Origin of the sequence: Amphritea pacifica (genome assembly GCF_016924145.1) — a bacterium.
Classification (GTDB): Bacteria; Pseudomonadota; Gammaproteobacteria; order Pseudomonadales; family Balneatricaceae; genus Amphritea; species Amphritea pacifica.
On sequence record NZ_JAFFZO010000026.1, the window covers coordinates 1 to 24,971 of the forward strand.

Consider the following 24,971-nt stretch of genomic DNA (forward strand, 5'->3'; position numbering starts at 1 on the left):
TGCGTGGTACTAAGCGTGACGACGTTGAGCGTGGTCAGGTACTGGCTAAGCCAGGTACTATTACTCCTCACACTCGTTTCGAAGGTGAAGTATACGTACTGTCTAAAGATGAAGGTGGTCGTCACACGCCATTCTTCAAAGGCTACCGTCCGCAGTTCTACTTCCGTACAACTGACATCACCGGTGCTTGTGAGCTTCCGGAAGGCGTAGAAATGGTTATGCCAGGCGATAACGTTAAAATGGACGTTACCCTGATCAACCCAATCGCGATGGAAGAAGGTCTGCGTTTTGCGATCCGTGAAGGCGGTCGTACTGTCGGTGCAGGCGTTGTATCTAAAATCATCGAGTAATTTTCGCTGATTTGAAAAAAGGCTCCCTCGGGAGCCTTTTTTGTTTTTGCTTTTTTTTGATATGGCTGGAGTTAAGTGTATTTCAAGTCTGTGTGCGGCCATATCAAAAGTCGCATCGTAAATCCTGGCGCAATGAAACATTGCTTGGATTTACTTGCTCGCATTTGAGTTCGCAAATGATCCGGAAATTAAAGCTTCATGCCTCTCTTTTTCTTGAATGCTGGCTTTTCAGTTTTCATTTTCTTTATCAGACGTTCTTCGTTGGTAATTGCTCAAAAACCGGGCTGTATAATTCGTAACCGATACACGCTTGACTTGGGGGGGTGAGGTAAGTAGAATGCGCTACCCCGTTAAATGGGGTTAGGTGGCGAAAGCCTTTTTTTAATTCTAGGAATTGTGGTCAAATGCAAAACCAGAAAATCAGAATCCGTCTGAAGGCTTTTGATCATCGCCTGATTGACTCTTCCGCTCAGGAGATCGTTGAGACTGCTAAGCGGACAGGTGCTCAGGTGCATGGTCCGATCCCGCTTCCTACTCGCAAAGAGCGTTTTACCGTTCTGATCTCACCACACGTGAACAAAGATGCACGTGATCAATATGAGATCCGTACTCACAAACGCGTTCTGGACATCGTTGAACCAACAGAAAAAACTGTTGATGCTCTGATGAAGCTGGATCTTGCTGCGGGTGTTGAAGTGCAAATTAGCCTCGGCTAATTAGACGATTGCGCAGATGAGTAAGTCTGCGTGTGGAATGCCTTTTAGGCAGCCATAGCGGGTTTTAGCCCCGTACACAACTGGCAATGTGAGGTTTATAAGATGTCTGTATCTTTAATCGGACGTAAAGCAGGTATGACTCGTGTCTTCACAGAAGACGGCGTGTCAGTGCCAGTCACTGTCATCGAGGTGGAACCGAACCGCGTAACACAGGTTAAGACCGAAGAGACTGATGGTTATTCTGCTGTGCAGGTAACTGTAGGTACTCGTCGTGCTAGCCGCGTTACAAAAGCTGCTGCTGGTCACTTTGCGAAAGCAGAGACCGAAGCAGGACGTGGTTTGTGGGAGTTCCGTCTGTCAGGTGACGAAGAAGTAAATGTTGGTGATCAACTGACTGTTGAACGCTTTGAAGCGGGTCAGAAAATTGATGTAACCGGTCAATCCAAAGGTAAAGGTTTTCAGGGCGGTATTAAGCGCTGGAACTTCTCCATGCAGGATGCGACGCACGGTAACTCTCTTTCTCATCGTGCTCCTGGTTCTATTGGTCAGTGTCAAACTCCTGGTCGCGTGTGGAAAGGCAAGAAGATGGCCGGACACATGGGTGCTGAACGTGTAACCGTTCAATCCCTGGAAATTGTTCGCATCGATGCCGAGCGCAATCTGCTGTTAGTAAAAGGTGCTGTACCTGGTGCTACCGGCGGCGACGTAATCGTTAAATCAGCTGTTAAAGCTGGTGCCTGAGGGGGTTTGAAATGAATCTGAATCTTGCAGGAGCTGGAGGAAGCGTAGAAGTTTCCGATCTGGCGTTTGGTAAAGAATTCAATGAATCACTGGTTCATCAGGTTGTTACGGCATACCTGGCCGGTGGTCGTCAAGGCACCAAGGCTCAGAAAAACCGCGCCGCTGTTAGCGGTGGTGGTGCTAAGCCATGGCGTCAAAAAGGTACTGGCCGTGCACGTGCCGGTACTATTCGTAGTCCTCTGTGGCGTACTGGTGGCGTAACATTCGCTGCTCAGCCGCGTGACCACGCTCAAAAAGTTAACAAGAAAATGTATCGCGCTGCGATGCGTTGCATCTTGTCTGAGCTGGTTCGTCAGGAGCGTCTGGTTGTTGTTGAAAACTTCCAGGTTGACGCACCTAAGACCAAGCAGTTTGTTGCCAAGCTGAACGAGCTTGAGCTGACTAATGCACTGCTGATCACAGAAGACGTAGAGCAGAATCTGTATCTGGCCGCACGCAACGTACCACACGTTGACGTTCGCGATGCAGCTGGCATCGATCCTGTCAGCCTGGTTGGTTTTGAGAAGGTTGTTGTGACTGTTGCTGCTCTCAAGAAAATTGAGGAGGCGTTAGCATGAATCCAGGACGCATCTATCAAGTACTGCTAGGGCCGCATATCTCTGAGAAAGCAACAATTGTTGCTGAAGGTTCTCAGCAGGTTGTATTCCGTGTAGCAACTGATGCAACCAAGCCTGAAATCAAAAAGGCTGTTGAACAGTTGTTCGACGTAAAAGTAACTGGCGTGAACATCGTTAACGTTAAGGGCAAAACCAAGCGCACACAGCGCGGTATGGGTAAGCGCTCTGACGTTCGCAAGGCATATGTATGCCTGGCTGATGGTCACGACATCGACTTCATCGATGGCGAATAAGAGGGGTTACAAGAATGGCTATTGTTAAATCTAAACCGACCTCCGCTGGACGCCGTCACGTAGTCCGGGTTACTACTCCGGATCTGCACAAGGGCAAGCCACATGCTGCTCTGGTCGAGAAGAAAAGTAAAACCGGTGGTCGTAACACCTACGGTCGCATTACGACTCGTCACATCGGTGGCGGTCATAAGCAACATTACCGTGTTATCGATTTCCGTCGCAACAAGCTGGATATCCCTGCTGTTGTAGAGCGTCTGGAATATGATCCAAACCGCTCTGCGCATATCGCTCTGCTGAAATATGCAGACGGTGAGCGTCGCTACATCATCGCCCCTAAAGGCGTGAAAGCTGGTGATTCTCTGATATCTGGTCAGAATGCTGATATTAAACCAGGTAACTGCCTGCCACTGCGTAACATCCCGGTTGGTAGCGTGATTCACTGTATCGAGATGAAGCCAGGTAAAGGTGCACAGATTGCACGTTCTGCTGGTACATCTGCACAGCTGATTGCTCGTGAAGGCGCTCACGCGACTCTGCGTCTGCGTTCAGGTGAGATGCGTAAAGTGCTGGTTGACTGCTGTGCGACACTGGGTGAGGTCGGTAACTCCGAGCACTCTCTGCGTCGTCTGGGTAAAGCTGGTGCAACGCGCTGGCGTGGTGTTCGTCCTACCGTTCGTGGTGTGGCGATGAACCCGGTAGATCACCCGCATGGTGGTGGTGAAGGTCGTACATCTGGTGGTCGTCATCCTGTGACACCATGGGGTGTTCCGACTAAAGGTAAGAAAACTCGTTCGAACAAGCGTACCGATAAGATGATCGTACGCCGTCGTCAAGCGAAATAATCAGAGGATACAGCTGTGCCACGTTCACTGAAGAAAGGTCCTTTTATCGACCTTCACCTGTTGAAAAAGGTAGAAGCTGCAATTGAGGCCAATGATCGTCGTCCGATCAAAACCTGGTCTCGCCGTTCTACAGTTTTTCCAAACTTCGTAGGACTGACGATTGCAGTTCATAATGGCCGTCAGCACGTACCGGTGTTTGTCACCGAGGATATGGTTGGTCATAAATTAGGCGAGTTTGCTGCTACCCGTACGTATAAGGGTCATGCTGCAGACAAGAAAGCTAAACGCTAATCGGGAGTTAAGAAAATGGAAGTAGCCGCTAAGCATAAAGGCGCCCATATCTCCGCTCAGAAAGCGCGTTTGGTTGCCGATCAAATCCGCGGAAAGGCGGTGGGTGAAGCCCTGAATATTCTGGCTTTCAGCCCGCAAAAAGGTGCGGTGCTTGTTAAGAAGGTACTTGAGTCTGCTATTGCTAACGCTGAGCATAACGAAGGTGCTGATATTGATGAGCTGCGTGTTTCACAAATCTTCGTTGACGAAGGTATGACTATGAAACGCATTAGACCGCGTGCGAAGGGTCGCGCTGATCGTATTTTGAAGCGCACCTCCCACATCACCGTCAAGGTAGCTGACTGCTAGGAGATACCACATGGGTCAGAAGGTACATCCAACAGGTATTCGTCTTGGGATTGTTAAAGATCACACCTCTGTGTGGTACGCAGACAAGAATGAATACGCTAATAAGCTGTTGAACGACCTTCAGGTACGTGAGTATCTGGAAGGCGAATTAAAAGCAGCATCTGTAAGCCGCATCGAAATCGAGCGTCCTGCACAGAATGCTAAAATCACCATTTTCACTGCCCGTCCAGGCATTGTAATTGGTAAAAAAGGTGAAGATGTAGAAAAGCTGCGTAACGCTTGCTCCAAAATGATGGGCGTTCCGGTTCACATCAACATCGAAGAGATCCGTAAACCAGATCTGGATGCCAAACTGGTTGCACAAAGCGTAGCGAGCCAGCTGGAACGTCGTGTTATGTTCCGCCGTGCTATGAAGCGTTCTGTACAGAACGCCATGCGCCAGGGTGCTGAGGGTATCAAGATTCAGGTCGGTGGTCGTTTGGGCGGTGCAGAGATTGCGCGTTCCGAATGGTACCGCGAAGGTCGTGTGCCATTGCACACCCTGCGTGCTGATATCGATTACGGTACTTATGAGGCGCACACTACTTACGGTGTGCTTGGTATTAAAGTCTGGATCTTCAAAGGTGAGATTCTGGGTGGCATTGAAGAAGTGCGCGCTCAGAAAAATGCTCAGCCTAAGAAGAAAGGTTCAAAGTAGGGGTAATTATCAATGCTGCAACCTAAGAGACTTAAATTCCGCAAGGTTATGAAAGGCCGCAACCGCGGTCTGTCAGAGCGCGGTAGTGCAGTCAGCTTCGGTGAGATTGCACTTAAAGCGACAGAGCGTGGTCGTATCACCGCTCGTCAGATCGAGGCTGCTCGTCGTACTATGACTCGTCACGTAAAACGTGGTGGTAAAATCTGGATTCGCGTGTTCCCGGACAAGCCGATCACAGGTAAGCCACTCGAAGTGCGGATGGGTAAAGGTAAGGGTAGTGTTGAATACTGGGTATGCCAGATCAAACCAGGTAAAGTACTGTTCGAAATGAGCGGTGTGCCTGATGAGCTGGCAACTGAGGCATTCAATCTGGCTGCGGCGAAACTGCCGCTGGCTACCACCATTGTTAAACGGACGGTGATGTGATGAAAGCAACTGAACTGCGTGAACAATCCGCCGAAGAACTCCAGCAGACTCTGCTGGGTCTTTTGAAGGATCAGTTCAATCTGCGTATGCAGAAGGCAACTGGTCAGCTGGCTCAGAATCATATGCTGGGTCAGGTGCGTCGCGATATCGCGCGCGTTAAGACCGTACTGAATCAGAAAGCAGGTAACTAATAATGGCTGCAGAAAAACGTACACGTACTGTGACCGGTAAAGTTATCAGCAATAAAGCTGACAAAACTATTACCGTTCTGGTTGAGCGTAAAGAGAAGCACCCGATTTATGGGAAATTCGTAACTCGCTCCACTAAGCTGCATGCGCATGACGAACAGAATGAATGTCAGATGGGAGATACAGTGACTGTTGCTGAATCCCGTCCGCTTTCAAAAAGTAAGTCTTGGACGCTAGTTAAGATTGAAGAACAGGCAGTAAAGGTGTAATATAACGCACCTTTGCTTCTGGCAGGCTATTTTTAAGCCCGAAAGAGCAAAGAAAATAGTCTGAATTTTGGAGTAGAGACCCATGATTCAAACAGAATCTATGCTTGATGTTGCTGATAACAGTGGCGCCAAGCGAGTACAGTGTATCAAGGTCCTGGGTGGCTCACACCGTCGTTATGCCGGTGTAGGTGACATCATCAAAGTTACCGTTAAGGAAGCAATTCCACGCGGTAAGGTGAAAAAAGGTCAGGTCCTTAATGCTGTTGTGGTACGTACCCGTAAAGGTGTTCGGCGCCCGGACGGTTCAATTATCCGCTTTGATACAAACTCAGCGGTTCTATTGAACGCCAACTCCGCCCCGATCGGTACTCGTATCTTTGGCCCAGTAACTCGTGAACTTCGTACTGAGAAGTTTATGAAAATCATTTCCCTGGCGCCTGAAGTGCTATAAAAAATCCCGACCGTCGCAAGTCAGGATTTATGCAAAAACGCTAAGCTCGAAAGGGCTTGGCGTTTTTAAGCATGAGAGGGTAGTAGGAAAGGATGGAAATTAATGCGTAAAATCATTCGTAACGACGAAGTAATCGTTATTGCAGGCAGAGACAAAGGCAAGCGCGGCAAAGTGTTGCGTGTTCTTGCTAATGATCGCCTGATCGTGTCTGGCATCAACATGGTTAAGAAACACACCAAGCCTAACCCAATGCTGGGTAAAGCTGGCGGTATCGTAGAGAAGGAAGCAGCGATTGCAGTATCTAACATCGCTATCTTCAACTCTGCTACCGGTAAAGGTGACCGTGTTGGTTTCAAAGTTCTGGAAGATGGCAACAAAGTCCGGATCTTCAAATCCAACGGCGAACTTATCGCTAAGTAATAGGAGTTGATGCCATGTCTAGATTAAAAGCACTCTATAACGAGTCCGTTAAGCAGCAGTTGAAAGACGATCTGAGCTGCCCTAACGTGATGGCTGTTCCACGCCTGACCAAAATCACCCTGAATATGGGTGTTGGTGAAGCGCTGGGTGATAAAAAGCAGCTGGATAATGCCGTCGCAGAGATGCAGGCAATTGCAGGTCAAAAGCCTGTTGTAACCCTGGCCCGCAAGTCTATTGCTGGCTTTAAGGTTCGTGAAGGTTGGCCAATTGGTTGTAAGGTAACCCTGCGCGGTGAGCGTATGTGGGAATTCCTGGACCGTCTGGTTGATATCTCGATCCCCCGTATTCGTGACTTCCGTGGCCTGAACCCGAAATCTTTTGATGGTCGTGGTAACTACAGCATGGGTGTGAAAGAGCAGATCATCTTCCCTGAAATCGAATACGATAAGGTAGATAAGCTGCGTGGTATGGATATTACCATCACCACCACTGCTCGCACTAACGACGAAGGTCGTGCCCTGCTGGCAGCCCTCAACTTCCCATTCAAAAAGTAAGGGTAGAGTAATGGCTAAGGTATGTATGAAAGCGCGCGAAGCTAAACGCGCAAAAATGGTTGCTAAGTATGCTGAAAAGCGTGCTGCTCTTAAGGCAATCGTTAAGAACCCTGCTTCTTCTGAAGATGAAGTTTGGGAAGCTCAGGTAGCGCTTCAGAAGCTGCCGCGTGACGCTAACCCGGTTCGCCAGGTGCGTCGTTGTCAGGTTACTGGTCGTCCACACGCCGTTTACCGCAAGTTCGGTCTGAGCCGAATTAAGCTGCGTGAAGCTGCAATGCGTGGCGATGTACCGGGCCTGAAAAAAGCAAGTTGGTAAGCACAGTGGTCTGGGCAGGGTGATTCCCATCCTGCTACCGCATTGCGCTGCACATAGGAAAATAAACCATGAGTATGCAAGACACTCTTGCGGATATGCTAACCCGTATCCGTAATGGTCATATGGCTGAGAAATCAGCTGTAACTATGCCTGCTTCTAAACTGAAAGCATCTGTTGCTGCAGTTCTGAAAGAGGAAGGTTACATTGCTGACTTCGCTGTTGAAGGCGAAGGCAAGCCAGTGATGACTGTTGAACTGAAATACTTTGAAGGCAAGCCGGTTATTGAGTCAATCCAGCGAGTTAGCCGTCCAAGTTTGCGAGTATATAAAGGCGCGTCTGATCTGCCTAAAGTTGCTGGCGGTCTGGGCGTAGCTATCGTTTCCACCTCTAAAGGTGTGATGACTGACCGTGCTGCACGTGCTGCCGGTATCGGCGGCGAAGTCATCTGCACGGTATTCTAGGAGCTGGAAATATGTCTCGAGTTGCTAAAAGTCCCGTTGTCCTACCGGCAGGTGTTGAAGCTAAGGTTGATGGTCAGCAGATCAATGTAAAGGGCGGTAACGGTGCCCTGGGTCTGACTGTTCACCCGTCTGTAGAAGTAACCACTGAAGAGAACACACTGAAGTTCGCAGCACGTGATGGCAGCAAGTCTGCTAATGCGCTGGCTGGTACTACCCGTTCTCTGGTTAATAACATGGTTGTTGGTGTAAGCACCGGTTTCACTAAGAAACTGCTGCTTCAGGGTGTTGGTTATCGTGCTGCTGTTAACGGCAAGACACTGAGCCTGACTCTGGGTTTCTCACACCCAATCGATTACCAACTGCCTGAAGGCGTTACCGCAGCAATGGAAGGCCAGACTACTATCGTGCTCAATGCAGCCGATAAACAAGCTCTGGGCCAGGCTGCTGCAGAAGTTCGTGCTTTCCGTCCACCAGAGCCTTACAAAGGCAAGGGTGTCCGTTACGCTGACGAATTTGTTCGCCGTAAAGAAGCTAAGAAGAAGTAAGGTAGGGTCATGAACGAAAAGAAAACATCTCGTATTCGCCGTGCCCGCCGTGCCCGTTACAAAATGCGTGAACTGGGCGCAGTACGTCTGTGTGTAACCCGTACACCACGTCACATCTATGCGCAGGTTATCTCCGCTGATGGTGGTCAGGTTCTGGCTGCAGCTTCGACTGTAGAGAAAGACCTGCGTAGTGAAACTACCGGGAACACTGATGCCGCTACTAAAGTAGGCACACTGATCGCTCAGCGCGCAAAAGACGCTGGCGTGACTAAGGTTGCTTTCGACCGTTCTGGTTTTAAATACCATGGACGTGTTAAAGCGTTGGCAGATGCAGCCCGTGAAGGCGGCCTGGAATTCTAAGGGGTTTGACAATGGCAAATCACGAACAGAAAGACGGTGACCTGCAAGAGAAACTTGTACAGGTAAACCGTGTTGCCAAAGTAGTTAAGGGTGGTCGTATCTTCGGTTTCACCGCTTTGACTGTTGTTGGCGACGGTAATGGCCGCGTAGGCTTCGGTCGCGGTAAGGCGCGTGAAGTGCCTGCGGCGATTCAAAAAGCGATGGAGCAAGCGCGTCGCAATATGATCACAGTTGAGCTGAACGGCACAACTCTGCAGTACCCTATTAAAGCCCGTCACGGTGCTTCTAAAGTGTACATGCAGCCAGCTTCTGAAGGTACCGGTGTAATCGCCGGTGGTGCAATGCGTGCCGTACTGGAAATCGCTGGTGTTCACAACGTACTGGCTAAGTGCTACGGCTCTACCAACCCAGTCAACGTTGTTCGCGCAACTATCAACGGTCTTGCTAGCATGACGTCTCCTGAAGATGTTGCTGCTAAGCGTGGTAAGTCCGTAGAAGACATTCTGGGGTAATCAACGATGGCATCTACTCTCAAGGTAACACTTGTACGCAGCACCATCGGTATCCTGCCTAAGCACAAATTGTGCGTCCAGGGTCTGGGTCTGCGCCGTATCGGTCACTCCGTTGTTGTGGAAGACACTCCTTCCGTACGCGGTATGATCAACAAAGTTAACTACATGGTTCGTGTAGAAGGCGAATAAGGAGTCCGTTATGCGTCTTAATACACTGAGTCCTGCCGAAGGTTCTAAGCACGCTCCTAAGCGTGTAGGCCGCGGTATTGGTTCCGGCCTGGGTAAAACCGGTGGTCGTGGCCATAAGGGTCAGAAATCCCGCTCCGGCGGTTCTGTGAAACCAGGTTTCGAAGGTGGTCAAATGCCACTGCAGCGTCGTCTGCCTAAGTTCGGTTTTACCTCTCGTCAGGCTGCTTTCGTTGCAGAAATTCGCCTCAACGAGCTGGCTAAGATCGATGCTGAAGTGATCGACCTGGATGCACTGAAAAAAGCGGATATCATCAAAGACAGCATCAAGCGTGCGCGCGTGATACTGTCCGGTGAAATCACCAAGGCAGTTACCGTTAAAGGTCTTAAAGTGACCAAAGGCGCTCTGGCTGCAATTGAAGCTGCAGGCGGAAAAGTCGAGGAATAAATGGCTAAGAAAGGACCAGTACCAGCAGGAAATCAGAACGGCTTAGGCGAGCTTAAATCCCGTCTGCTGTTTGTTCTGATTGCGATCGTTGTATACCGTATCGGTGCACATATTCCGGTACCTGGTATCAATCCTGATCGTCTGGCAGCACTTTTTGACCAGAACCAGGGTACCATCCTGAGCATGTTTAACATGTTCTCCGGTGGTGCTCTGGAGCGGATGAGTATTCTTGCGCTGGGTATCATGCCGTACATCTCTGCATCGATTATTATGCAGCTGATGACGGTGGTGAGCCCATCACTTGAGCAACTCAAAAAAGAGGGTGAGGCTGGTCGTCGGAAGATCAATCAGTATACTCGTTACGGCACCGTAATTCTGGCGACTGTTCAGTCGTTCGGTATGGCGGTTGGCCTGGCGAATCAGGGTGTAGCGTTCACTGCAGATGTCAATTTCTACTTCGTAGCGGTTGTCACTCTGGTGTCCGGTGCCGTATTCCTGATGTGGCTGGGTGAGCAGGTAACTGAGCGGGGTATCGGTAACGGTATTTCGATACTGATCTTCTCTGGTATTGTGGCCGGTTTGCCTCGCGCTATCGGTCAGTCCTTTGAATCAGCACGTCAGGGTGACCTGAATATCCTGGCGTTGCTGGCCATCGCTGTGCTGGCGGTTGCCACTGTTGGTTTTGTAGTGTTTATGGAACGCGGCCAGCGCCGTATCACCATTAACTATGCGAAACGTCAGCAGGGGCGTCGTATGTACGCTGCACAGACCAGTCATCTGCCGTTAAAGGTCAACATGGCTGGTGTTATTCCGCCGATCTTCGCTTCAAGCATTTTGCTGTTCCCTGCTTCACTTGGTCAGTGGTTTGGCCAGACTGATGGCATGGAGCTGCTACAGGATGTCGCACTTGCGCTGGGCCCGGGTCAGCCGCTGTACATCCTGCTGTTTTCGGTATGTATCATCTTCTTCTGTTACTTCTACACTGCGATTGTTTTCAATCCTAAAGATGTAGCTGATAACCTGAAGAAGTCTGGTGCATTCATCCCGGGTATCCGCCCAGGGGAGCAATCTGCTAAGTACATCGATAACGTACTGGGCCGCCTGACACTGTTTGGCGCTCTGTATATCACTGCGGTATCTCTGATGCCCCAGTTCCTGGTTGTGGCCTGGAATGTACCTTTCTACTTCGGTGGTACGTCACTGCTGATCGTGGTTGTTGTTGTGATGGATTTCATGGCACAAGTACAGTCGCACCTGATGTCCCATCAGTATGAATCCCTGATGAAGAAGTCGAATCTTAAAGGAGGCGGTGCTGGCCTGCTGCGCTAGCACTCCTGCTATTTGGAGTTGATCATGAAAGTACGTGCATCTGTTAAGAAAATCTGCCGTAACTGCAAGATCGTACGTCGTAACGGTACTCTGCGGGTTATCTGCAAAGTTGAACCACGACACAAGCAGCGCCAGGGTTAATTAACGCCTGGTCTGGGAGTGGTTGGCGCGAAGCCTTGATTTATTTTTGATCAAAGTGTAGAATCTCGCGCCTTCCATTAATAGAAGAATTTGCAGTACCTGTGAAAAGCACAGGTGCATGCTAATGAGTTGGAGTAAATTGAATGGCCCGTATAGCTGGCGTCAATATTCCTGACAATAAGCATGCGGTAATTTCATTGACTTACATCTTCGGAATTGGCCGCACTACAGCGAAGGACCTCTGCGCTACTTGTGGGATTGCAGAATCCACTAAGATTGCAGATTTGTCAGAAGAACAACTGGACATCGTCCGTGGCGAAGTTGCCAAGATGACAGTTGAAGGCGATCTTCGCCGTGAAGTATCCATGAACATCAAGCGCTTGATGGATCTGGGCTGTTATCGTGGTCTGCGGCATCGCCGTAGTCTGCCTCTTCGTGGTCAGCGCACTAAGACTAATGCGCGTACCCGTAAGGGCCCACGTAAGCCAATCCGTAAGTAATGGTAAGCGATAGGAATTTCCAGTATGGCTAAGCCAGGTAATCGCACACGTAAAAAGGTTAAAAAGCAGGTTGTTGACGGATTCGCTCACATCCACGCTTCATTTAACAACACGATCATTACTATTACTGATCGTCAGGGCAATACCCTGAGTTGGGCAACCGCAGGCGGCTCCGGCTTCCGTGGTTCTCGTAAGAGTACACCCTTCGCGGCACAGGTTGCAGCGGAACGTGCAGGTGTAGCTGCTCAAGAGTATGGTCTAAAGAATTTAGACGTTTTTGTTAAGGGCCCAGGCCCAGGCCGTGAATCCGCTGTACGTGCATTGAATGCATGTGGATACAAGGTTAACAACATCACGGACGTAACACCGATTCCTCACAACGGTTGTCGTCCACCGAAGAAACGTCGCGTTTAATCCGGAGACAGTAATAATATGGCTCGTTATTTAGGACCAACATGTAAGCTGTCTCGCCGTGAAGGTACCGACCTTTTCCTGAAGAGCGGTGTTCGTGCTCTGGACAGTAAGTGTAAAGCTGAAAATGTTCCAGGTGTACATGGCGCTCGTCGTGGTCGTTTGTCTGATTACGGTTTACAGCTTCGTGAAAAACAGAAAGTTCGTCGTACCTACGGCGTGCTTGAAAAGCAATTCCGCAGCTACTACAAGGAAGCTGCCCGTCGCTCTGGAGCGACTGGTACTAACCTGCTTCAGTTGCTGGAAGGGCGTCTAGACAATGTTGTCTATCGTATGGGATTTGGATCTACCCGTGCTGAAGCACGTCAGGTAGTTTCTCATCGCCAGATTACAGTTAACGGTCAGTCCGTGAACGTTCCCTCTTACCAGGTGCAAGCTGGTGATGTGGTTGCCGTTCGTGAAAAGTCTAAGACTCAGCTGCGCATCAAACACGCACTTGAGCTGGCTTCTCAGCGCACCTCTGTTGAATGGGTAGAAGTTGATGCTGCTAAGATGGAAGGTACTTTCAAGTCCCTGCCAGAGCGTAGCGATCTGTCTGCTGATATCAACGAGCAGCTGATTGTCGAACTGTACTCTAAGTAAATATTGACTTCTTAATTGGTGGAACTATGCAGCGTTCAGTAAACGAGTTTCTAAGTCCCCGTCACATCGACGTTCAGGAAATTAGTGCAACTCGTGCAAAAGTTACTTTGGAACCACTGGAGCGCGGTTTTGGCCATACGCTGGGTAATGCGCTACGCCGTATCCTTCTCTCTTCTATGCCTGGCTGTGCCATCACTGAAGTAGAGATCGAGGGTGTATTGCATGAGTACAGCACCATCGAGGGTGTGCAGGAGGACGTTATTGAAATCCTGCTCAACCTGAAAGGTGTTGCAGTCGCGCTGCACAATGGTGACGAAGCAACCCTGACTCTGTCTAAGAGCGAAGCGGGTCCTGTTACAGCAGCTGATATTCAGCTGAATCAGGACGTTGAAATCGCGAATCCAGAGCATGTCATCGCTCACCTGAGCGAAGGTGCAAGCCTTAACATGCAACTGAAGATCGTGCGTGGTCGTGGCTATGTGCCAGCTGATGCGCGTGTATCTGATGAAGACGAGTCACGGACCATCGGTCGCCTGCAACTCGATGCTACCTACAGCCCGGTTCGCCTGGTTTCGTATGTGGTTGAAAGCGCACGTGTTGAACAGCGTACTGACTTAGATAAGTTGGTTATTGACATTGAATCCAATGGTACTATCGATCCGGAAGAGTGCATCCGTCGTGCTGCAACAATTCTGCAGCAGCAACTGGCTGTATTCGTAGATCTGGAAGGTGGTAAGGATCAGGTTAACGATGAACCGGAAGAACCAGAGATCGATCCGATCCTGCTGCGTCCGGTTGATGATCTGGAGCTGACTGTACGTTCCGCCAACTGTCTGAAGGCAGAGCAGATCTACTATATCGGTGATCTGATTCAGCGTACCGAAGTAGAACTGCTTAAGACTCCGAACCTGGGTAAGAAATCGCTGACCGAGATCAAGGACGTTTTGGCGTCTAAAGGTCTGTCGCTTGGTATGCGCCTGGAAAATTGGCCACCGGCGAGCATCAGAAACGACGATAAAGTCGCTTCCTGATCTGCGGTTTTAAACCTAACAGTTTGGCAAGGATAAAAAGATGCGTCATCGTAAATCAGGTCGCCACTTTAATCGTACAAGTGCGCACCGTAAAGCAATGTTCAAGAACATGGCTGTCAGCCTGTTCGAACATGAGCTCATCAAGACCACGCTGCCTAAAGCTAAAGAGCTGCGTCGTGTTGCTGAGCCTCTGATCACACTGGCAAAAGTAGACTCGGTTGCAAACCGTCGTCTGGCCTTTGCCCGTACCCGCAGCAAAGAAGCTGTCGGAAAACTGTTTAACGAACTGGGTCCTCGCTACGAAGGTCGTCCGGGCGGTTATGTTCGCATTCTGAAATGTGGCTTCCGTGCAGGTGACAACGCGCCGATGGCTTACGTTGAACTGGTTGACCGTCCAGCTGATGCTGTAGCGGTAGAAGATTCAGAAGATTAATCTCTTCGACTCTCACAAAAACCCGGCTTTGGCCGGGTTTTTTTTGCCTGGAAAACGGGCTCAAAAACACCCGCAGACCGCGCCTGCGGCGCTCGCTAGAACGGATAAAAGCAGAACGCACCTGCGGTGCTGGCAAGAACGGAAGCTACGCTTCCTGCTAGTGGTTAGACGTCCCTTCGGGACTTGCTGGGAAATCCGTAATACTTTGTCTCGATTATTACTAAAAAAGGCCGATGCACAAAACATCAGCCTTTCTGCTCTTCACGTTTTTTCGAGCCACTAGCAAGCGGCGCAGCCGCGTCTAGCGAGTCGCGAAGCGACGTTCTAGCAACTTCTCTGCTTTTATCCCGCGCAGCGACGTTCTAGCAACTTCTTTGTTTTTCAAGCAACGGCTTAAGAAACTGCCCGGTATACGATCCTGCAATATCTGCAACCGCTTCCGGCGTACCGGTGGCGATGATCTGTCCGCCGCGGGTGCCGCCTTCCGGACCAAGGTCGACGATCCAGTCGGCGGTTTTAATCACATCCAGGTTGTGTTCGATAACCACGATTGTATTACCGTGATCCCGTAGACGATAGAGGACATTCAACAGTTGCTGGATATCGTAGAAGTGCAGGCCGGTGGTCGGTTCGTCGAGGATATAGAGGGTTTTACCGGTGTCCCGTTTGCTCAGTTCTTTGGCCAGTTTCACCCGCTGTGCTTCACCGCCAGATAGGGTGGTGGCCGCTTGTCCCAGACGGATATAGGAGAGACCTACATCAATCAGGGTTTGCAGGCGGCGGGCGAGGGCAGGGATGGCGTCGAAAAACTCACGACCATCTTCAACGGTCATCTCCAGTACCTCATGGATACTTTTGCCTTTGTATTTAACTTCCAGGGTTTCCCGGTTGTAACGCTTGCCCTTGCAGACGTCACAGGGGACATAGATGTCCGGCAGGAAATGCATCTCCACCTTGATCACTCCGTCGCCCTGACAGGCCTCACAGCGGCCGCCTTTAACGTTAAAGCTGAAGCGTCCCGGTTTATAACCGCGGGAACGGGCTTCCTGAGTGCCGGCAAACAGTTCACGGATTGGGGTAAAGATACCGGTGTAGGTGGCCGGGTTTGACCGGGGTGTCCGGCCTATCGGGCTCTGATCGATATCGATCACCTTGTCCAGTAACTCCATCCCTTTCAGTTCTTTATAAGGGGCGGCATCCAGAGTCGTGGCGCCATTCAGCTCGGTGGCTGCAATCGGATAGAGGGTGCCGTTGATCAGGGTGGATTTACCTGAGCCAGAAACACCGGTGACACAGGTTAACAGTCCCAGCGGGATATCCAGATTGACGCTGTTAAGGTTGTTGCCAGTGGCACCATGCAGCTGTAACCAGCGACCATCCGGTTGATGGCGCTCAACCGGCACTTCAATCCGGCGTCGACCCGACAGATAGTCGGCGGTCATCGATTCGCTGCACTGCATCAGCTCCGCCGGTGTGCCCTGGGCGATAATCTCGCCACCATGCACACCTGCACCGGGGCCGATATCGATAACGTAGTCCGCCAGACGGATGGCATCCTCATCATGCTCCACCACGATGACGGTATTACCCAGATCCCGCAGGTGGATCAGTGTTTTCAAAAGCCGGTCATTGTCCCGCTGATGCAGGCCGATTGAGGGCTCATCGAGAATATACATGACGCCCACAAGGCCGGCACCGATCTGACTGGCCAGTCTGATACGCTGGGCCTCACCACCCGACAGGGTTTCGGCACTGCGTTCCAGCGACAGGTAATCAAGACCCACATTGACGAGAAACTCCAGTCGCAAACGGATCTCTTTGAGAATTTTCTCAGCGATCTCTCCCTGCTTGCCGGTCAGATGGAGGTTATCGAAGTAATCACAGCTATCACCAATGGAAAGACGTACCAGTTCCGGCAGGGTTTTCTCATCAATATACACATGGCGTGCATCGCGTCTCAGTCGGCTACCATCACAGGCGGGGCACTCCTGCATATTGATATATTTGGCCAGATCTTCACGCACCATATCGGATTCTGTCTCGCGATAGCGGCGTGAGAGGTTGTTCAGTACTCCTTCAAAGGGGTGAGATTTGCTGATCACATCGCCACGGTCATTGAGGTAACGGAAGGCGATATTATCCTTTCCGCTGCCTTCCAGAATCATCTTTTGCTGTTTGGCCGTCAGCTCCCGGAACGGTGTGTCCATATTAAAGCCATAATGCTCGGCCACCGCTTTGAGTTGCTGAAAATAATAGAGTGCCCGGCGATCCCAGCCTCTGATAGCCCCTTCGGACAGTGTCAGAGAGTCATCGGAAACGACTTTCCTGGGGTCAAAAAATTGCTTCACGCCTAAACCGTCACAGGATGAACAGGCACCGTGAGGGTTGTTGAACGAGAACATCCGGGGTTCCAGTTCCTGAATACTGTGGCCACACTTGGGGCAGGCAAAGCGGGCAGAGAATACCAGTTCTTCTCCATCGCCATCCATATAGCTGATGGTGGCGATGCCGTCGGTCATCGCCAGGGCGGTTTCAAACGATTCCGCCAGGCGGATCTGCAGATCATCGCGCACCTTAAAGCGGTCAACCACCGCTTCAATATGGTGTTTTTTATTCTTATCCAGTTCCGGGATGCTATCGATATCACAGACGATGCCGTTGACACGGACGCGGACAAAACCCTGAGCTCGCAGTTCACTGATAGTGTGTAAGTGCTCACCTTTGCGCCCCTGAATCACCGGAGCCAGCAGCATTAGTTTGGTGCCTTCCGGTAGCGCAAGAACCTGGTCGACCATCTGACTGACAGTTTGTGCTGCTAATGGCAGATCGTGATCCGGGCAGCGGGGCTCACCGGCTCGGGCAAACAGCAGACGCAGGTAATCGTAGATCTCGGTAATGGTGCCCACGGTGGAGCGGGGGTTGTGGGAGGTGGATTTCTGTTCGATTGAGATGGCGGGTGAGAGCCCCTCAATATGATCGACATCGGGTTTTTCCATCATTGACAGGAACTGACGGGCATAGGTCGAGAGCGATTCAACATAACGGCGCTGGCCTTCAGCGTAGAGCGTATCGAATGCCAGTGACGATTTACCCGAGCCGGACAGCCCGGTAATAACAACCAGCTTATCCCGGGGGATCTCAAGGTCGATATTTTTCAGGTTGTGTGTTCTCGCGCCGCGAACCACTATCTTGTCCATCGTTGTTTCCGTGTCCAATGCAAAAGCACAAGTATAAAGAGTTATGCCGGCCGCCAACACCTGATCTGAAGATATTTTCCGTGGTTATTTATGATATGCTTTACCCCAATGCATTGGCTGTAAAAAATGTGCAGCAACCGTTGCGAAAAGTTAAAGAAAATTGGAGAAATCAATGGCACGCGGTGTTAATAAAGTCATCCTGATTGGTAACCTGGGCAATGAGCCTGAAACAAAATATATGCCCAGTGGCAATGCGGTGACCAATATCACGGTGGCGACCTCTGAGTCATGGAAAGATAAGCAGACCGGTCAGCAGCAGGAACGGACCGAATGGCACCGGGTGGTATTTTTTAACCGTCTGGCGGAGATCGCCGGGGAATACCTGCATAAAGGGTCTAAGGTGTATCTGGAAGGTTCACTGCGCACCCGTAAATGGCAGGACCAGCAGGGCCAGGATCGTTACACGACTGAGATTGTTGCCAGTGAGATGCAGATGCTGGATGGCCGTTCTGATGGTGGCAGCGGTGGTTATCAACAGCCTCAGGCGGGAGGCTATCAGCAAGCGCCGCAACAGGCGCCACAGCAGAACTATCAGCCACAGCAGGCGCCGCAACAAAATTATCAGCAACCGCAGCAGCCGCCACAACAACCACGGCAGAATCCTGCACCGCAGCCTGCTCCGGGGCTGGATGATTTTGATGATGACATCCCGTTCTGACGTCGGCACGGCTATAACAGAAAACCCGCATTTGCGGGTTTTTTTCTCGGTGATCTCGGTGGAGAATACGGGTGTGAAAAGAGGCTCTACCACAGAGAACACAGAGAGCACCGAGGAAGAGATAGAGCCGAGGAAAAAATCTTTGCTGCGTGCATTGGCCCCATCAGCGCGCCCGTTGGCAGGAACGGATCACTCGGGCTGAAGCCAACTGCACGGCCTGCTGGCGGAACGGCACAAAGAAAAAGGCCAGCGCCATTCGACACTGGCCTGATTATCAATAAAAGAGTGACCTATAAATCTGGTTGATTTTCGTCCGGCACTTTCTGTACCAGGCTGATATACCCCGACTATTAGTTTCTTGAGGTCAGGGATGGCCCGATTACCCAGGGCGGGCTGCCCGGAATGCCTCAGCATGTGACTCTGCGTGGAAATAATCGACAGGGATGCTTCTTTGCAGAAGAGGGCCTAGGGCCTTATCCTACAGACTCAATAACCCTTAGTTTCGCAGTTATAAAATCAGTGTGTGAGACGTAGATCAGGTCGGCGATGCGCCGGATCACATGCTCTTCATAATGGTGCAGCTCGCCATCAGCATAGGCTACCCGCCAGAGATTTTCAATCAGTGAAATCTTCTCCTCAGGGCTACATATCTCGTTAATCTGTGAGGTAAAGCGGAAGTAATCGGTGGCGTCCCGCTGTGCTTTTTCTGCCTGTTTCAATAGCTCGTCTGCAGTGATCTGATCCAGGGAAAAACTTGTTTTCAAGACCTCCAGCAATGTTTTTTGCTCTTCAGGTTTACGCTCATAATCTGACAGCAGCACTTCAACCATCAGTGCGGCCGATGCCAGGGAGATAATCGCCTGTGGATCGCTGGGAGCGTCGCTCTCTGGCGGCAGGAAGGTTTCCAGAAAAGACATGAACTTTGTCATCATCGTACATTCTCCATTACATCGGGTAGACAAGTGAACCTCCTACTTAGTTCATTGTGTCGTTCGGAACGGTTTCGTGGCTGCTTATTTTGACAAATATTAGCTGCCATGGCAGTATTTGTCATTACAATGTCTGCCTAGGCAGGTATATCGGTTTTTTTGAGAGAGTAAACGATGATCCACTACACCGAAGACAGCGTGCCCACCCGCCTGAGTATTGCCCATCTGATCTTTTTGCTGAACCAGCATAAGGACCGGTTGCTGGAGAAATACCTCAAGCCTTTCAATATCACTGGCGCTCAGTTTCGGGTGATGCGGCTGATTTTGGTGGAACAGGTGGATACCCCTTCAGAGTTGACCCGTTTGCTTTCAATCGATAGTGGAGCCATGACCCGCATGCTTGACCGGCTTGAGCAGCGTAATTTACTGGTCAGAGAGCGCTGTCCCAATGACCGGCGACAGGTACGTCTTAAACCGACGCAAGAGGGGATAGAGCTGAGTCAGGAAGTTCATGGGCTGGCCGCGGATCTGCTGAATGAGCTGACCGGTGAGCTGAGCAGTGATGAGCTGAGTGAACTGTACCGCATCATCCGAAAAATTCTGGCGCCTACCGGGTTGATGGATGAGTGGAATAAACAGGTGGAGCCAGAGTGACGCTGTCCGCAGCGCTAGCGTCAGAGTTAAGAATTAAGTGGAACAGATGCGATGAGTGAAGCGATAGAGCAGGCGGAAAAGCAACCTGAGCCTGTAAAAAAGAGCCGCCGGGTATTATTAAGCAGCCTGTTTTTAGTGGTGCTGGTCACCGGGGGGGCTGTGTTTGGTTATGAGTATCTCTATGGCCGTTTTTATGAGGATACAGAAGACGCCTATGTTGATGGGGACCGGGTACAGATCGGTTCGCAGATAAGTGGTACGGTGGTGCGTATTAATGTTGATGATGGCGACTATGTGGAGCAGGGGCAGGTGTTGGTTGAGCTGGACCCCAGTGATACGACGATCGCTCTGGAGCAGGCGAAAGCCGATCTGGCAACCGCGGTGCGTCAGGTGCGCGGTCTGTTTGCCAGCGTCGATAATTATCGCGCCCAGGTGGAGACCCGCAAGCTTCAGTTACAACAGGCACGGAGTGATTTTAATCGCCGGCGCAAACTGGGTTCGGCGGGTGCTCTGTCAGAGGAGGCGATGTCGCACTCCCGTGATGCCCTTGGTGAGGCGGAGAACGCCCTGACCAGTGCTCAGCAGCAGTTAAACAGTACCCTGGCGCTGGTCGAGGATACGACCATCGCAACGCACCCCTCGGTCCAGACAGCGGCAGCCGCGCTGCATCAGGCGTATATCAACTATGCCCGCACTCATCTGGTGGCACCGGTGAGCGGTTATGTGGCGATGCGCAGTGTCCAGCCGGGTTCCCGGGTAGAACCGGGCCAGCCGCTGATGGCGGTGGTTCCTCTGGATCAGTTATGGATCAGCGCTAATTTCAAAGAGACTCAGATGCGCAAGATGCAGATAGGTCAGCCTGTTGATGTGGTTGCCGATCTGTATGGCGATGAGGTTCACTATCAGGGACGGATCGAGAGCCTGGGGGTGGGGACCGGCGGCGCGTTCTCTCTGTTGCCGGCGCAGAACGCCAGTGGCAACTGGATCAAGATTGTTCAGCGGGTGCCGGTGAGAATCGGTTTGAAAAGTGATGAGCTGCAACAGCATCCGCTGCGTATCGGGATGTCGACTCAGGTGCAGGTCGATCTGCGCCGGCAGGATGGTGAGGTGTTGGCAACAAGGCCCCATCGGCAAGCCCGTTATACCACCGATGTCTATGAACATCGGTTTCAGGAAGCGGATCTGCTGGCTGCCCAGCTGATCCGGGATAATAGTGCCGACCAGCACCCCGCTGCTGAGGTGACACTGACCCGATGAGTAACGCCGGATTCATGCCGTCAAACCGGGTGCTCTGCACCATCGGACTGGCGCTGGCGACCTTTATGCAGGTGCTGGACACTACCATCGCCAACGTTGCCCTGACATCGATTACCGGGAATCTGGGTGCCAGCAGTGAGCAGGGCACCTGGGTGATCACCTCATTTGCCGTGTGTAATGCGATCGCACTGCCGCTAACCGGGTGGATGGCGCGGCGTATTGGTGAGGTCCGGCTGTTTATTGGCTCGGTATGTCTGTTTATCTTTACCTCCTTTCTGTGCGGCATCGCAACATCGCTGCCTGAACTGGTATTTTTCCGCGCATTGCAGGGGTTTGTTGCCGGTCCCCTCTATCCCATCGCCCAGACGCTGCTGATATCGATCTATCCACCCGCCCGGCGGGGCATGGCGCTGGCATTGCTGGCGATGGTGGCTGTGGTGGCACCGATTCTGGGGCCTATTTCGGGGGGCTGGCTAACCGATAACTACTCCTGGCCGTGGATCTTCTTTATCAATCTGCCCATCGGCCTGTTTGCCATGCTGGTTGTCTGGTCGCAGCTGGGCAAACGTCAGGATGAGACCAAAAAGGTGCCGATTGACTATGTTGGACTGGCGCTGTTAGTGCTGGGAGTCGGGATGCTGCAGGTGGTGCTGGATAAAGGTAATGACCTGGACTGGTTTGAGTCAGACTTTGTGCTCTATGGGGCGGCGGTCGCCGTGGTGTCACTGATCGCTATGGTGATCTGGGAGCTGACCGAAAAGCATCCGGTGATCAATTTGCGCTTATTCCGTCACCGTAATTTTACTTTTGGCACAATTGCTCTGGTGCTTGGCTATTCCACATTTTTTGGTCTTAATCTGTTGTTGCCGGTCTGGTTGCAGACGCAGCTGGGTTATACCGCTGTGTGGGCCGGGCTGGCCGCGGCCCCGATCGGGATTGTGCCGGTCATTCTGTCGCCGGTGGTGGGCCGGTTTGGTCACCGGGTGGATATGCGGTTGCTCACCAGCCTGGCGTTTCTGGCGATGTCACTGTCGAGTTTTGCCCGGGCGGCGTTTTCCATCGATATTGATTACTACCATATCGCTATGGTACAGCTGGGAATGGGCTTGGGGGTGGCGCTGTTCTTTATGCCAGCGACAACGATTCTGCTCTCCAGTCTGTCACATGAGGAGATCGCTGATGGCTCAGGTCTGGCGACCTTTTTACGGGTACTGGGCGGGAGTTTTGCATCATCGCTGACCACCTGGTGGTGGCACCGTCAGGCGGCGGTTGAACATGCGTTGCTGACAGAGCATATCACCGCTTATAGTCCGCAAACCCAGCACTATCTGGAGCTGCTCGGCGGACCCTCGCTACAAAATTATGCCCGTATCGAACATCTGATTGAGGGGCAGGCGTATATGATCTCGACCGTGGATTATTTTGCTCTGCTGGGGTGGATCTTTCTGGCACTGATGGCGGCGGTCTGGTTTGCCAAACCGCCGTTCAGTTCTGCCCGGGGCCGTTAATCTTGCGGCTGCCGAAGGATCACACCGAAGGCCACTTCAGGTGGTCTCTTCAGCCCGGTAGGCGTAGGTGTTGTTGAAGCAGTAGATCATCCACTCGCCTGCAGAGATGGGTTGATATTTCGGCGTTTCACCCGGGGCGCAGCAGTTTTCCAGACAGCTGACATCGGTATCAAAGTCTGGCTCGACAAAGAACGGCATCGAGTATCGTTCCCGTCCGCTGGGGCTGAAAACCCGATGAGGTGTCGACTTGTAACGGTCGTTACTCCAGCGCGCCATCATATTGCCGATGTTGATAACAAAGGCATCTTCGACCGGTGGCGCGTCGATCCATTCCCCCGTTGTGTCCTGTACCTGCAAACCACCCGTTTCATCCTGCCAGAGGATGGTGATGCAGCCATAATCGGTATGGGCACCCGCACCGATATGTCTCTCGCCATTATCCAGAGGCACTTCGGGATAGTGGATAAAACGCAGTACACTCAATGGATGCTCAAACTTGTCGGAAAAAAAAGCCCTGTCGATACCTAAGGCCATTGCCAGTGCGCTGAGAATCGTTTTACCCAGCTCCAGCATATCCCAATAGTGGCGCTCCATTTTTTGCTGGAAACAGGCAGGCAACTGAGGATACTGATTGGGTCCGTAGAGTGGCCGGTCCGGTCCGATCAGCGGATGATCTGGTGCCAGATTCAGTCCCATATCAAAGGTCTCTTTGATATCCCCGGGGCGCTCAGGATCCAGCTGCTCCGCTTTCATCCTGCCATAGCCCCGATGGTTGGCAGACCGGGTAATATCGATCTTTACCTTCTCGGCTTCCGGGAGGGCGAAAAAGGCTTTCGACAGCTCACGCATCTCGTTTATGCGGGCTTTACTGATAGGGTGACCCTGAATATAGAAAAAACCACTTTCCCGGCAGGCGCTATCAATCGCTCGGGCGATTTGCAGTTTCGCCGCTTCATCATCGGAATATAAACTGGCGATATTGATCAGAGGAATATTCATAAGGGTTTGTAAACAACAGTTGGTGAATCCAGCCTCCCGCTATCGGCGATAGCGGGAGGTGTTGTAGGTGTCGCTATTTAATAATCAGGTGAGTCTTACTTAGGGATCTCAGACGTGATGCCCTCAACGTACCAGTTCATTTTTTCCAGATCTTCATAGTTCAGGCGCTCGCCCTCAGCAACAACCAGCTCGCCCGCCTGATTTTTGATCGGTCCGGCAAACGGATAAACGCTGCCATCTTTAATGCCCGCAATCAGCTCTTTTGCATGGGCAACAACATCTGCGGGGATGCTTTCATTAAACCCTGGGATCACAATCGATCCCTCTTTCATCCCTTCGACATTGGCTTTCGCTTCCCAGGTGCCATCCATAACCGCTTTAACGGTTCTGATGTAGTGGGGGCCCCACTCATCAACAACCGACAGCAGGTGGGCGTTGGGGCCGAAGGAGGACATATCAGAGGCCTGGCCTACCGCGTAGATACCACGGCGTTCTGCTGCCTGCATCGCTGCCGGGCTGTCCGTATGCTGCAGAATAACGTCAACTCCCTGATCCATCATGGCGTTGGCCGCGTCAGCCTCTTTACCCGGATCAAACCAGCTGTTTACCCAGATGACTTTGAGTTCCGCTGCGGGGTTGTATTTGTTCAGTGCCAGCTGTACCGCATTGATATCGCGAATAACCTCTGGAATAGGGAAGGAGGCAATATAGCCGATCTTATTGCTCCTGGTCACCTGAGAGGCGACGTAACCGGCAACATAACGTCCTTCGAAAGTTTTGGAGATATAGGTGCCCAGGTTCTTCGCCATCTTGTAGCCGGTGGCATGTTCAAAGACAACATTGGGGAACTGCTTAGCGACTTTCAGCGTTGGGTTCATAAAGCCGAACGAGGTGGTGAAGATCAGGTTGTGGCCTGTTTTCGCCAGGTTATAGATCACCCGCTGGGCATCAGCCCCCTCGGCAACGTTTTCGACGTAGGTGGTCTGAACTTTATCTCCAAACTCCGCTTCAACGGATTTGCGTCCCTGATCATGCTGGTATGACCAGCCGTGGTCACCAATCGGGCCGACATAAACAAAGCCAACTTTGAGCGGATCGGCGGCCTGAGCTGAAAGGGTCGAGAGTGCTGACAAGCACACACCGGCAGCAAGACCGGTAACCAGTTTGTTAAATTGACGACGTTTCATGCGT

At 51.5% G+C, this 24,971-nt stretch carries 37 protein-coding genes; 33 read left to right on the plus strand and 4 right to left on the minus strand.

What is annotated here, in order from left to right; all coding sequences use genetic code 11:
- From JW499_RS15025 to rplQ, 29 genes are all read left to right on the plus strand, one after another.
- Positions 1 to 350, plus strand: a 350-nt coding sequence (locus JW499_RS15025) for an EF-Tu C-terminal domain-related protein (RefSeq protein ID WP_463427521.1), incomplete at its 5' end; no start/stop codon positions are given.
- A 404-nt stretch (positions 351 to 754) separates the two neighbouring features.
- Positions 755 to 1,066, plus strand: a complete 312-nt coding sequence (gene rpsJ / locus JW499_RS15030) for a 30S ribosomal protein S10 (RefSeq protein WP_036511965.1) — start codon at positions 755 to 757, stop codon at positions 1,064 to 1,066.
- A gap of 102 nt (positions 1,067 to 1,168) precedes the next feature.
- A complete protein-coding gene (rplC, locus tag JW499_RS15035; protein ID WP_091361866.1) occupies positions 1,169 to 1,807 on the plus strand; it encodes a 50S ribosomal protein L3 in 639 nt (212 codons plus the stop codon).
- 11 nt (positions 1,808 to 1,818) lie between these two features.
- Entirely contained in the window at positions 1,819 to 2,424 is a 606-nt protein-coding gene (gene rplD / locus JW499_RS15040; RefSeq protein ID WP_091361864.1) for a 50S ribosomal protein L4, read from the plus strand.
- A complete protein-coding gene (rplW, locus tag JW499_RS15045) occupies positions 2,421 to 2,717 on the plus strand; it encodes a 50S ribosomal protein L23 (protein ID WP_091361862.1) in 297 nt (98 codons plus the stop codon). The genes rplD and rplW overlap by 4 nt, the downstream gene beginning before the upstream one ends.
- A 14-nt stretch (positions 2,718 to 2,731) precedes the next feature.
- Entirely contained in the window at positions 2,732 to 3,559 is an 828-nt protein-coding gene (gene rplB, locus JW499_RS15050; RefSeq protein ID WP_091361860.1) for a 50S ribosomal protein L2, read from the plus strand.
- A gap of 15 nt (positions 3,560 to 3,574) precedes the next feature.
- On the plus strand, positions 3,575 to 3,850 hold the full coding sequence (gene rpsS, locus JW499_RS15055; protein ID WP_091361858.1) for a 30S ribosomal protein S19: 276 nt from the start codon (positions 3,575 to 3,577) through the stop codon (positions 3,848 to 3,850).
- A gap of 15 nt (positions 3,851 to 3,865) precedes the next feature.
- On the plus strand, positions 3,866 to 4,198 hold the full coding sequence (gene rplV / locus JW499_RS15060; RefSeq protein ID WP_091361855.1) for a 50S ribosomal protein L22: 333 nt from the start codon (positions 3,866 to 3,868) through the stop codon (positions 4,196 to 4,198).
- A gap of 10 nt (positions 4,199 to 4,208) precedes the next feature.
- On the plus strand, positions 4,209 to 4,895 hold the full coding sequence (gene rpsC / locus JW499_RS15065) for a 30S ribosomal protein S3 (RefSeq protein ID WP_091361852.1): 687 nt from the start codon (positions 4,209 to 4,211) through the stop codon (positions 4,893 to 4,895).
- 12 nt (positions 4,896 to 4,907) lie between these two features.
- Entirely contained in the window at positions 4,908 to 5,321 is a 414-nt protein-coding gene (gene rplP / locus JW499_RS15070; protein ID WP_091361850.1) for a 50S ribosomal protein L16, read from the plus strand.
- A complete protein-coding gene (gene rpmC, locus JW499_RS15075; RefSeq protein ID WP_091361848.1) occupies positions 5,321 to 5,512 on the plus strand; it encodes a 50S ribosomal protein L29 in 192 nt (63 codons plus the stop codon). The genes rplP and rpmC overlap by 1 nt, the downstream gene beginning before the upstream one ends.
- A gap of 2 nt (positions 5,513 to 5,514) precedes the next feature.
- Positions 5,515 to 5,778 (plus strand): 30S ribosomal protein S17, encoded by a 264-nt coding sequence (gene rpsQ, locus JW499_RS15080; RefSeq protein WP_091361846.1) that lies wholly within the window; start codon positions 5,515 to 5,517, stop codon positions 5,776 to 5,778.
- Positions 5,779 to 5,860: 82 nt separating this feature from the next.
- Positions 5,861 to 6,229 carry a 50S ribosomal protein L14 gene (gene rplN / locus JW499_RS15085; protein ID WP_091361845.1) on the plus strand — a complete coding sequence of 123 codons (369 nt, stop codon included), beginning with the start codon at positions 5,861 to 5,863 and terminating at the stop codon, positions 6,227 to 6,229.
- Between the two features lie 102 nt (positions 6,230 to 6,331).
- Positions 6,332 to 6,649, plus strand: a complete 318-nt coding sequence (gene rplX / locus JW499_RS15090; protein ID WP_091361843.1) for a 50S ribosomal protein L24 — start codon at positions 6,332 to 6,334, stop codon at positions 6,647 to 6,649.
- 14 nt (positions 6,650 to 6,663) lie between these two features.
- Positions 6,664 to 7,203: a 50S ribosomal protein L5 gene (rplE, locus tag JW499_RS15095; RefSeq protein WP_091361841.1), complete on the plus strand. Its 540-nt coding sequence runs from the start codon at positions 6,664 to 6,666 to the stop codon at positions 7,201 to 7,203.
- Between the two features lie 10 nt (positions 7,204 to 7,213).
- Positions 7,214 to 7,519: a 30S ribosomal protein S14 gene (rpsN, locus tag JW499_RS15100; protein WP_091361840.1), complete on the plus strand. Its 306-nt coding sequence runs from the start codon at positions 7,214 to 7,216 to the stop codon at positions 7,517 to 7,519.
- 68 nt (positions 7,520 to 7,587) lie between these two features.
- Positions 7,588 to 7,980, plus strand: coding sequence for a 30S ribosomal protein S8 (rpsH, locus tag JW499_RS15105; protein WP_091361838.1), 393 nt, complete (start codon positions 7,588 to 7,590; stop codon positions 7,978 to 7,980).
- A gap of 11 nt (positions 7,981 to 7,991) precedes the next feature.
- Complete coding sequence (gene rplF / locus JW499_RS15110; protein ID WP_091361837.1) at positions 7,992 to 8,525, plus strand: 50S ribosomal protein L6; 534 nt, start codon at positions 7,992 to 7,994, stop codon at positions 8,523 to 8,525.
- 9 nt (positions 8,526 to 8,534) lie between these two features.
- Positions 8,535 to 8,885, plus strand: coding sequence for a 50S ribosomal protein L18 (gene rplR, locus JW499_RS15115; RefSeq protein WP_091361835.1), 351 nt, complete (start codon positions 8,535 to 8,537; stop codon positions 8,883 to 8,885).
- Between the two features lie 11 nt (positions 8,886 to 8,896).
- Positions 8,897 to 9,397 (plus strand): 30S ribosomal protein S5, encoded by a 501-nt coding sequence (rpsE, locus tag JW499_RS15120; protein WP_091361834.1) that lies wholly within the window; start codon positions 8,897 to 8,899, stop codon positions 9,395 to 9,397.
- Between the two features lie 6 nt (positions 9,398 to 9,403).
- Entirely contained in the window at positions 9,404 to 9,586 is a 183-nt protein-coding gene (gene rpmD / locus JW499_RS15125; protein ID WP_091361832.1) for a 50S ribosomal protein L30, read from the plus strand.
- A gap of 10 nt (positions 9,587 to 9,596) precedes the next feature.
- Positions 9,597 to 10,031: a 50S ribosomal protein L15 gene (gene rplO / locus JW499_RS15130; RefSeq protein WP_091361831.1), complete on the plus strand. Its 435-nt coding sequence runs from the start codon at positions 9,597 to 9,599 to the stop codon at positions 10,029 to 10,031.
- Positions 10,032 to 11,360 carry a preprotein translocase subunit SecY gene (secY, locus tag JW499_RS15135; protein WP_091361830.1) on the plus strand — a complete coding sequence of 443 codons (1,329 nt, stop codon included), beginning with the start codon at positions 10,032 to 10,034 and terminating at the stop codon, positions 11,358 to 11,360.
- Between the two features lie 24 nt (positions 11,361 to 11,384).
- Positions 11,385 to 11,501, plus strand: coding sequence for a 50S ribosomal protein L36 (gene rpmJ, locus JW499_RS15140; protein ID WP_083935407.1), 117 nt, complete (start codon positions 11,385 to 11,387; stop codon positions 11,499 to 11,501).
- A 143-nt stretch (positions 11,502 to 11,644) separates the two neighbouring features.
- Positions 11,645 to 12,001: a 30S ribosomal protein S13 gene (gene rpsM / locus JW499_RS15145; protein ID WP_091361828.1), complete on the plus strand. Its 357-nt coding sequence runs from the start codon at positions 11,645 to 11,647 to the stop codon at positions 11,999 to 12,001.
- 24 nt (positions 12,002 to 12,025) lie between these two features.
- Positions 12,026 to 12,415 carry a 30S ribosomal protein S11 gene (gene rpsK, locus JW499_RS15150; protein WP_019622838.1) on the plus strand — a complete coding sequence of 130 codons (390 nt, stop codon included), beginning with the start codon at positions 12,026 to 12,028 and terminating at the stop codon, positions 12,413 to 12,415.
- Between the two features lie 18 nt (positions 12,416 to 12,433).
- Positions 12,434 to 13,054: a 30S ribosomal protein S4 gene (rpsD, locus tag JW499_RS15155; protein ID WP_091361827.1), complete on the plus strand. Its 621-nt coding sequence runs from the start codon at positions 12,434 to 12,436 to the stop codon at positions 13,052 to 13,054.
- A gap of 26 nt (positions 13,055 to 13,080) precedes the next feature.
- Positions 13,081 to 14,085, plus strand: a complete 1,005-nt coding sequence (locus tag JW499_RS15160) for a DNA-directed RNA polymerase subunit alpha (RefSeq protein ID WP_091361826.1) — start codon at positions 13,081 to 13,083, stop codon at positions 14,083 to 14,085.
- A 40-nt stretch (positions 14,086 to 14,125) separates the two neighbouring features.
- Complete coding sequence (rplQ, locus tag JW499_RS15165) at positions 14,126 to 14,518, plus strand: 50S ribosomal protein L17 (protein WP_091361824.1); 393 nt, start codon at positions 14,126 to 14,128, stop codon at positions 14,516 to 14,518.
- 362 nt (positions 14,519 to 14,880) lie between these two features.
- Here the strand turns inward: rplQ and uvrA are convergent, their stop codons facing one another.
- Positions 14,881 to 17,715 (minus strand): excinuclease ABC subunit UvrA, encoded by a 2,835-nt coding sequence (gene uvrA / locus JW499_RS15170; RefSeq protein ID WP_205211376.1) that lies wholly within the window; start codon positions 17,713 to 17,715, stop codon positions 14,881 to 14,883.
- A gap of 172 nt (positions 17,716 to 17,887) precedes the next feature.
- Here uvrA and ssb point away from each other — a divergent pair, with 172 nt between their 5' ends.
- On the plus strand, positions 17,888 to 18,433 hold the full coding sequence (ssb, locus tag JW499_RS15175; RefSeq protein ID WP_205211377.1) for a single-stranded DNA-binding protein: 546 nt from the start codon (positions 17,888 to 17,890) through the stop codon (positions 18,431 to 18,433).
- Between the two features lie 473 nt (positions 18,434 to 18,906).
- Here the strand turns inward: ssb and JW499_RS15180 are convergent, their stop codons facing one another.
- Positions 18,907 to 19,365, minus strand: a complete 459-nt coding sequence (locus JW499_RS15180; protein ID WP_205211378.1) for a tellurite resistance TerB family protein — start codon at positions 19,363 to 19,365, stop codon at positions 18,907 to 18,909.
- 171 nt (positions 19,366 to 19,536) lie between these two features.
- Here JW499_RS15180 and JW499_RS15185 point away from each other — a divergent pair, with 171 nt between their 5' ends.
- Genes JW499_RS15185 through JW499_RS15195 form a run of 3 tightly spaced genes read left to right on the plus strand, consistent with a single transcriptional unit; the run spans position 19,537 to position 22,781 of the window.
- The gene (locus JW499_RS15185) at positions 19,537 to 20,016 is read left to right on the plus strand and encodes a MarR family transcriptional regulator (protein WP_205211379.1); all 480 of its coding nucleotides are present in this window, start codon (positions 19,537 to 19,539) and stop codon (positions 20,014 to 20,016) included.
- 51 nt (positions 20,017 to 20,067) lie between these two features.
- Complete coding sequence (locus tag JW499_RS15190; RefSeq protein ID WP_205211380.1) at positions 20,068 to 21,273, plus strand: efflux RND transporter periplasmic adaptor subunit; 1,206 nt, start codon at positions 20,068 to 20,070, stop codon at positions 21,271 to 21,273.
- On the plus strand, positions 21,270 to 22,781 hold the full coding sequence (locus tag JW499_RS15195; RefSeq protein WP_205211381.1) for a DHA2 family efflux MFS transporter permease subunit: 1,512 nt from the start codon (positions 21,270 to 21,272) through the stop codon (positions 22,779 to 22,781). Before JW499_RS15190 ends, JW499_RS15195 begins: the two co-directional genes overlap by 4 nt.
- Before the next feature lie 36 nt (positions 22,782 to 22,817).
- Here JW499_RS15195 and JW499_RS15200 read toward each other — a convergent pair whose 3' ends face one another.
- Both JW499_RS15200 and JW499_RS15205 read right to left on the minus strand, forming a co-directional pair.
- Positions 22,818 to 23,780, minus strand: a complete 963-nt coding sequence (locus JW499_RS15200; protein WP_205211382.1) for an isopenicillin N synthase family dioxygenase — start codon at positions 23,778 to 23,780, stop codon at positions 22,818 to 22,820.
- A 95-nt stretch (positions 23,781 to 23,875) separates the two neighbouring features.
- Positions 23,876 to 24,967: a BMP family ABC transporter substrate-binding protein gene (locus JW499_RS15205; protein ID WP_205211383.1), complete on the minus strand. Its 1,092-nt coding sequence runs from the start codon at positions 24,965 to 24,967 to the stop codon at positions 23,876 to 23,878.
- Positions 24,968 to 24,971 lie beyond the last annotated feature (4 nt).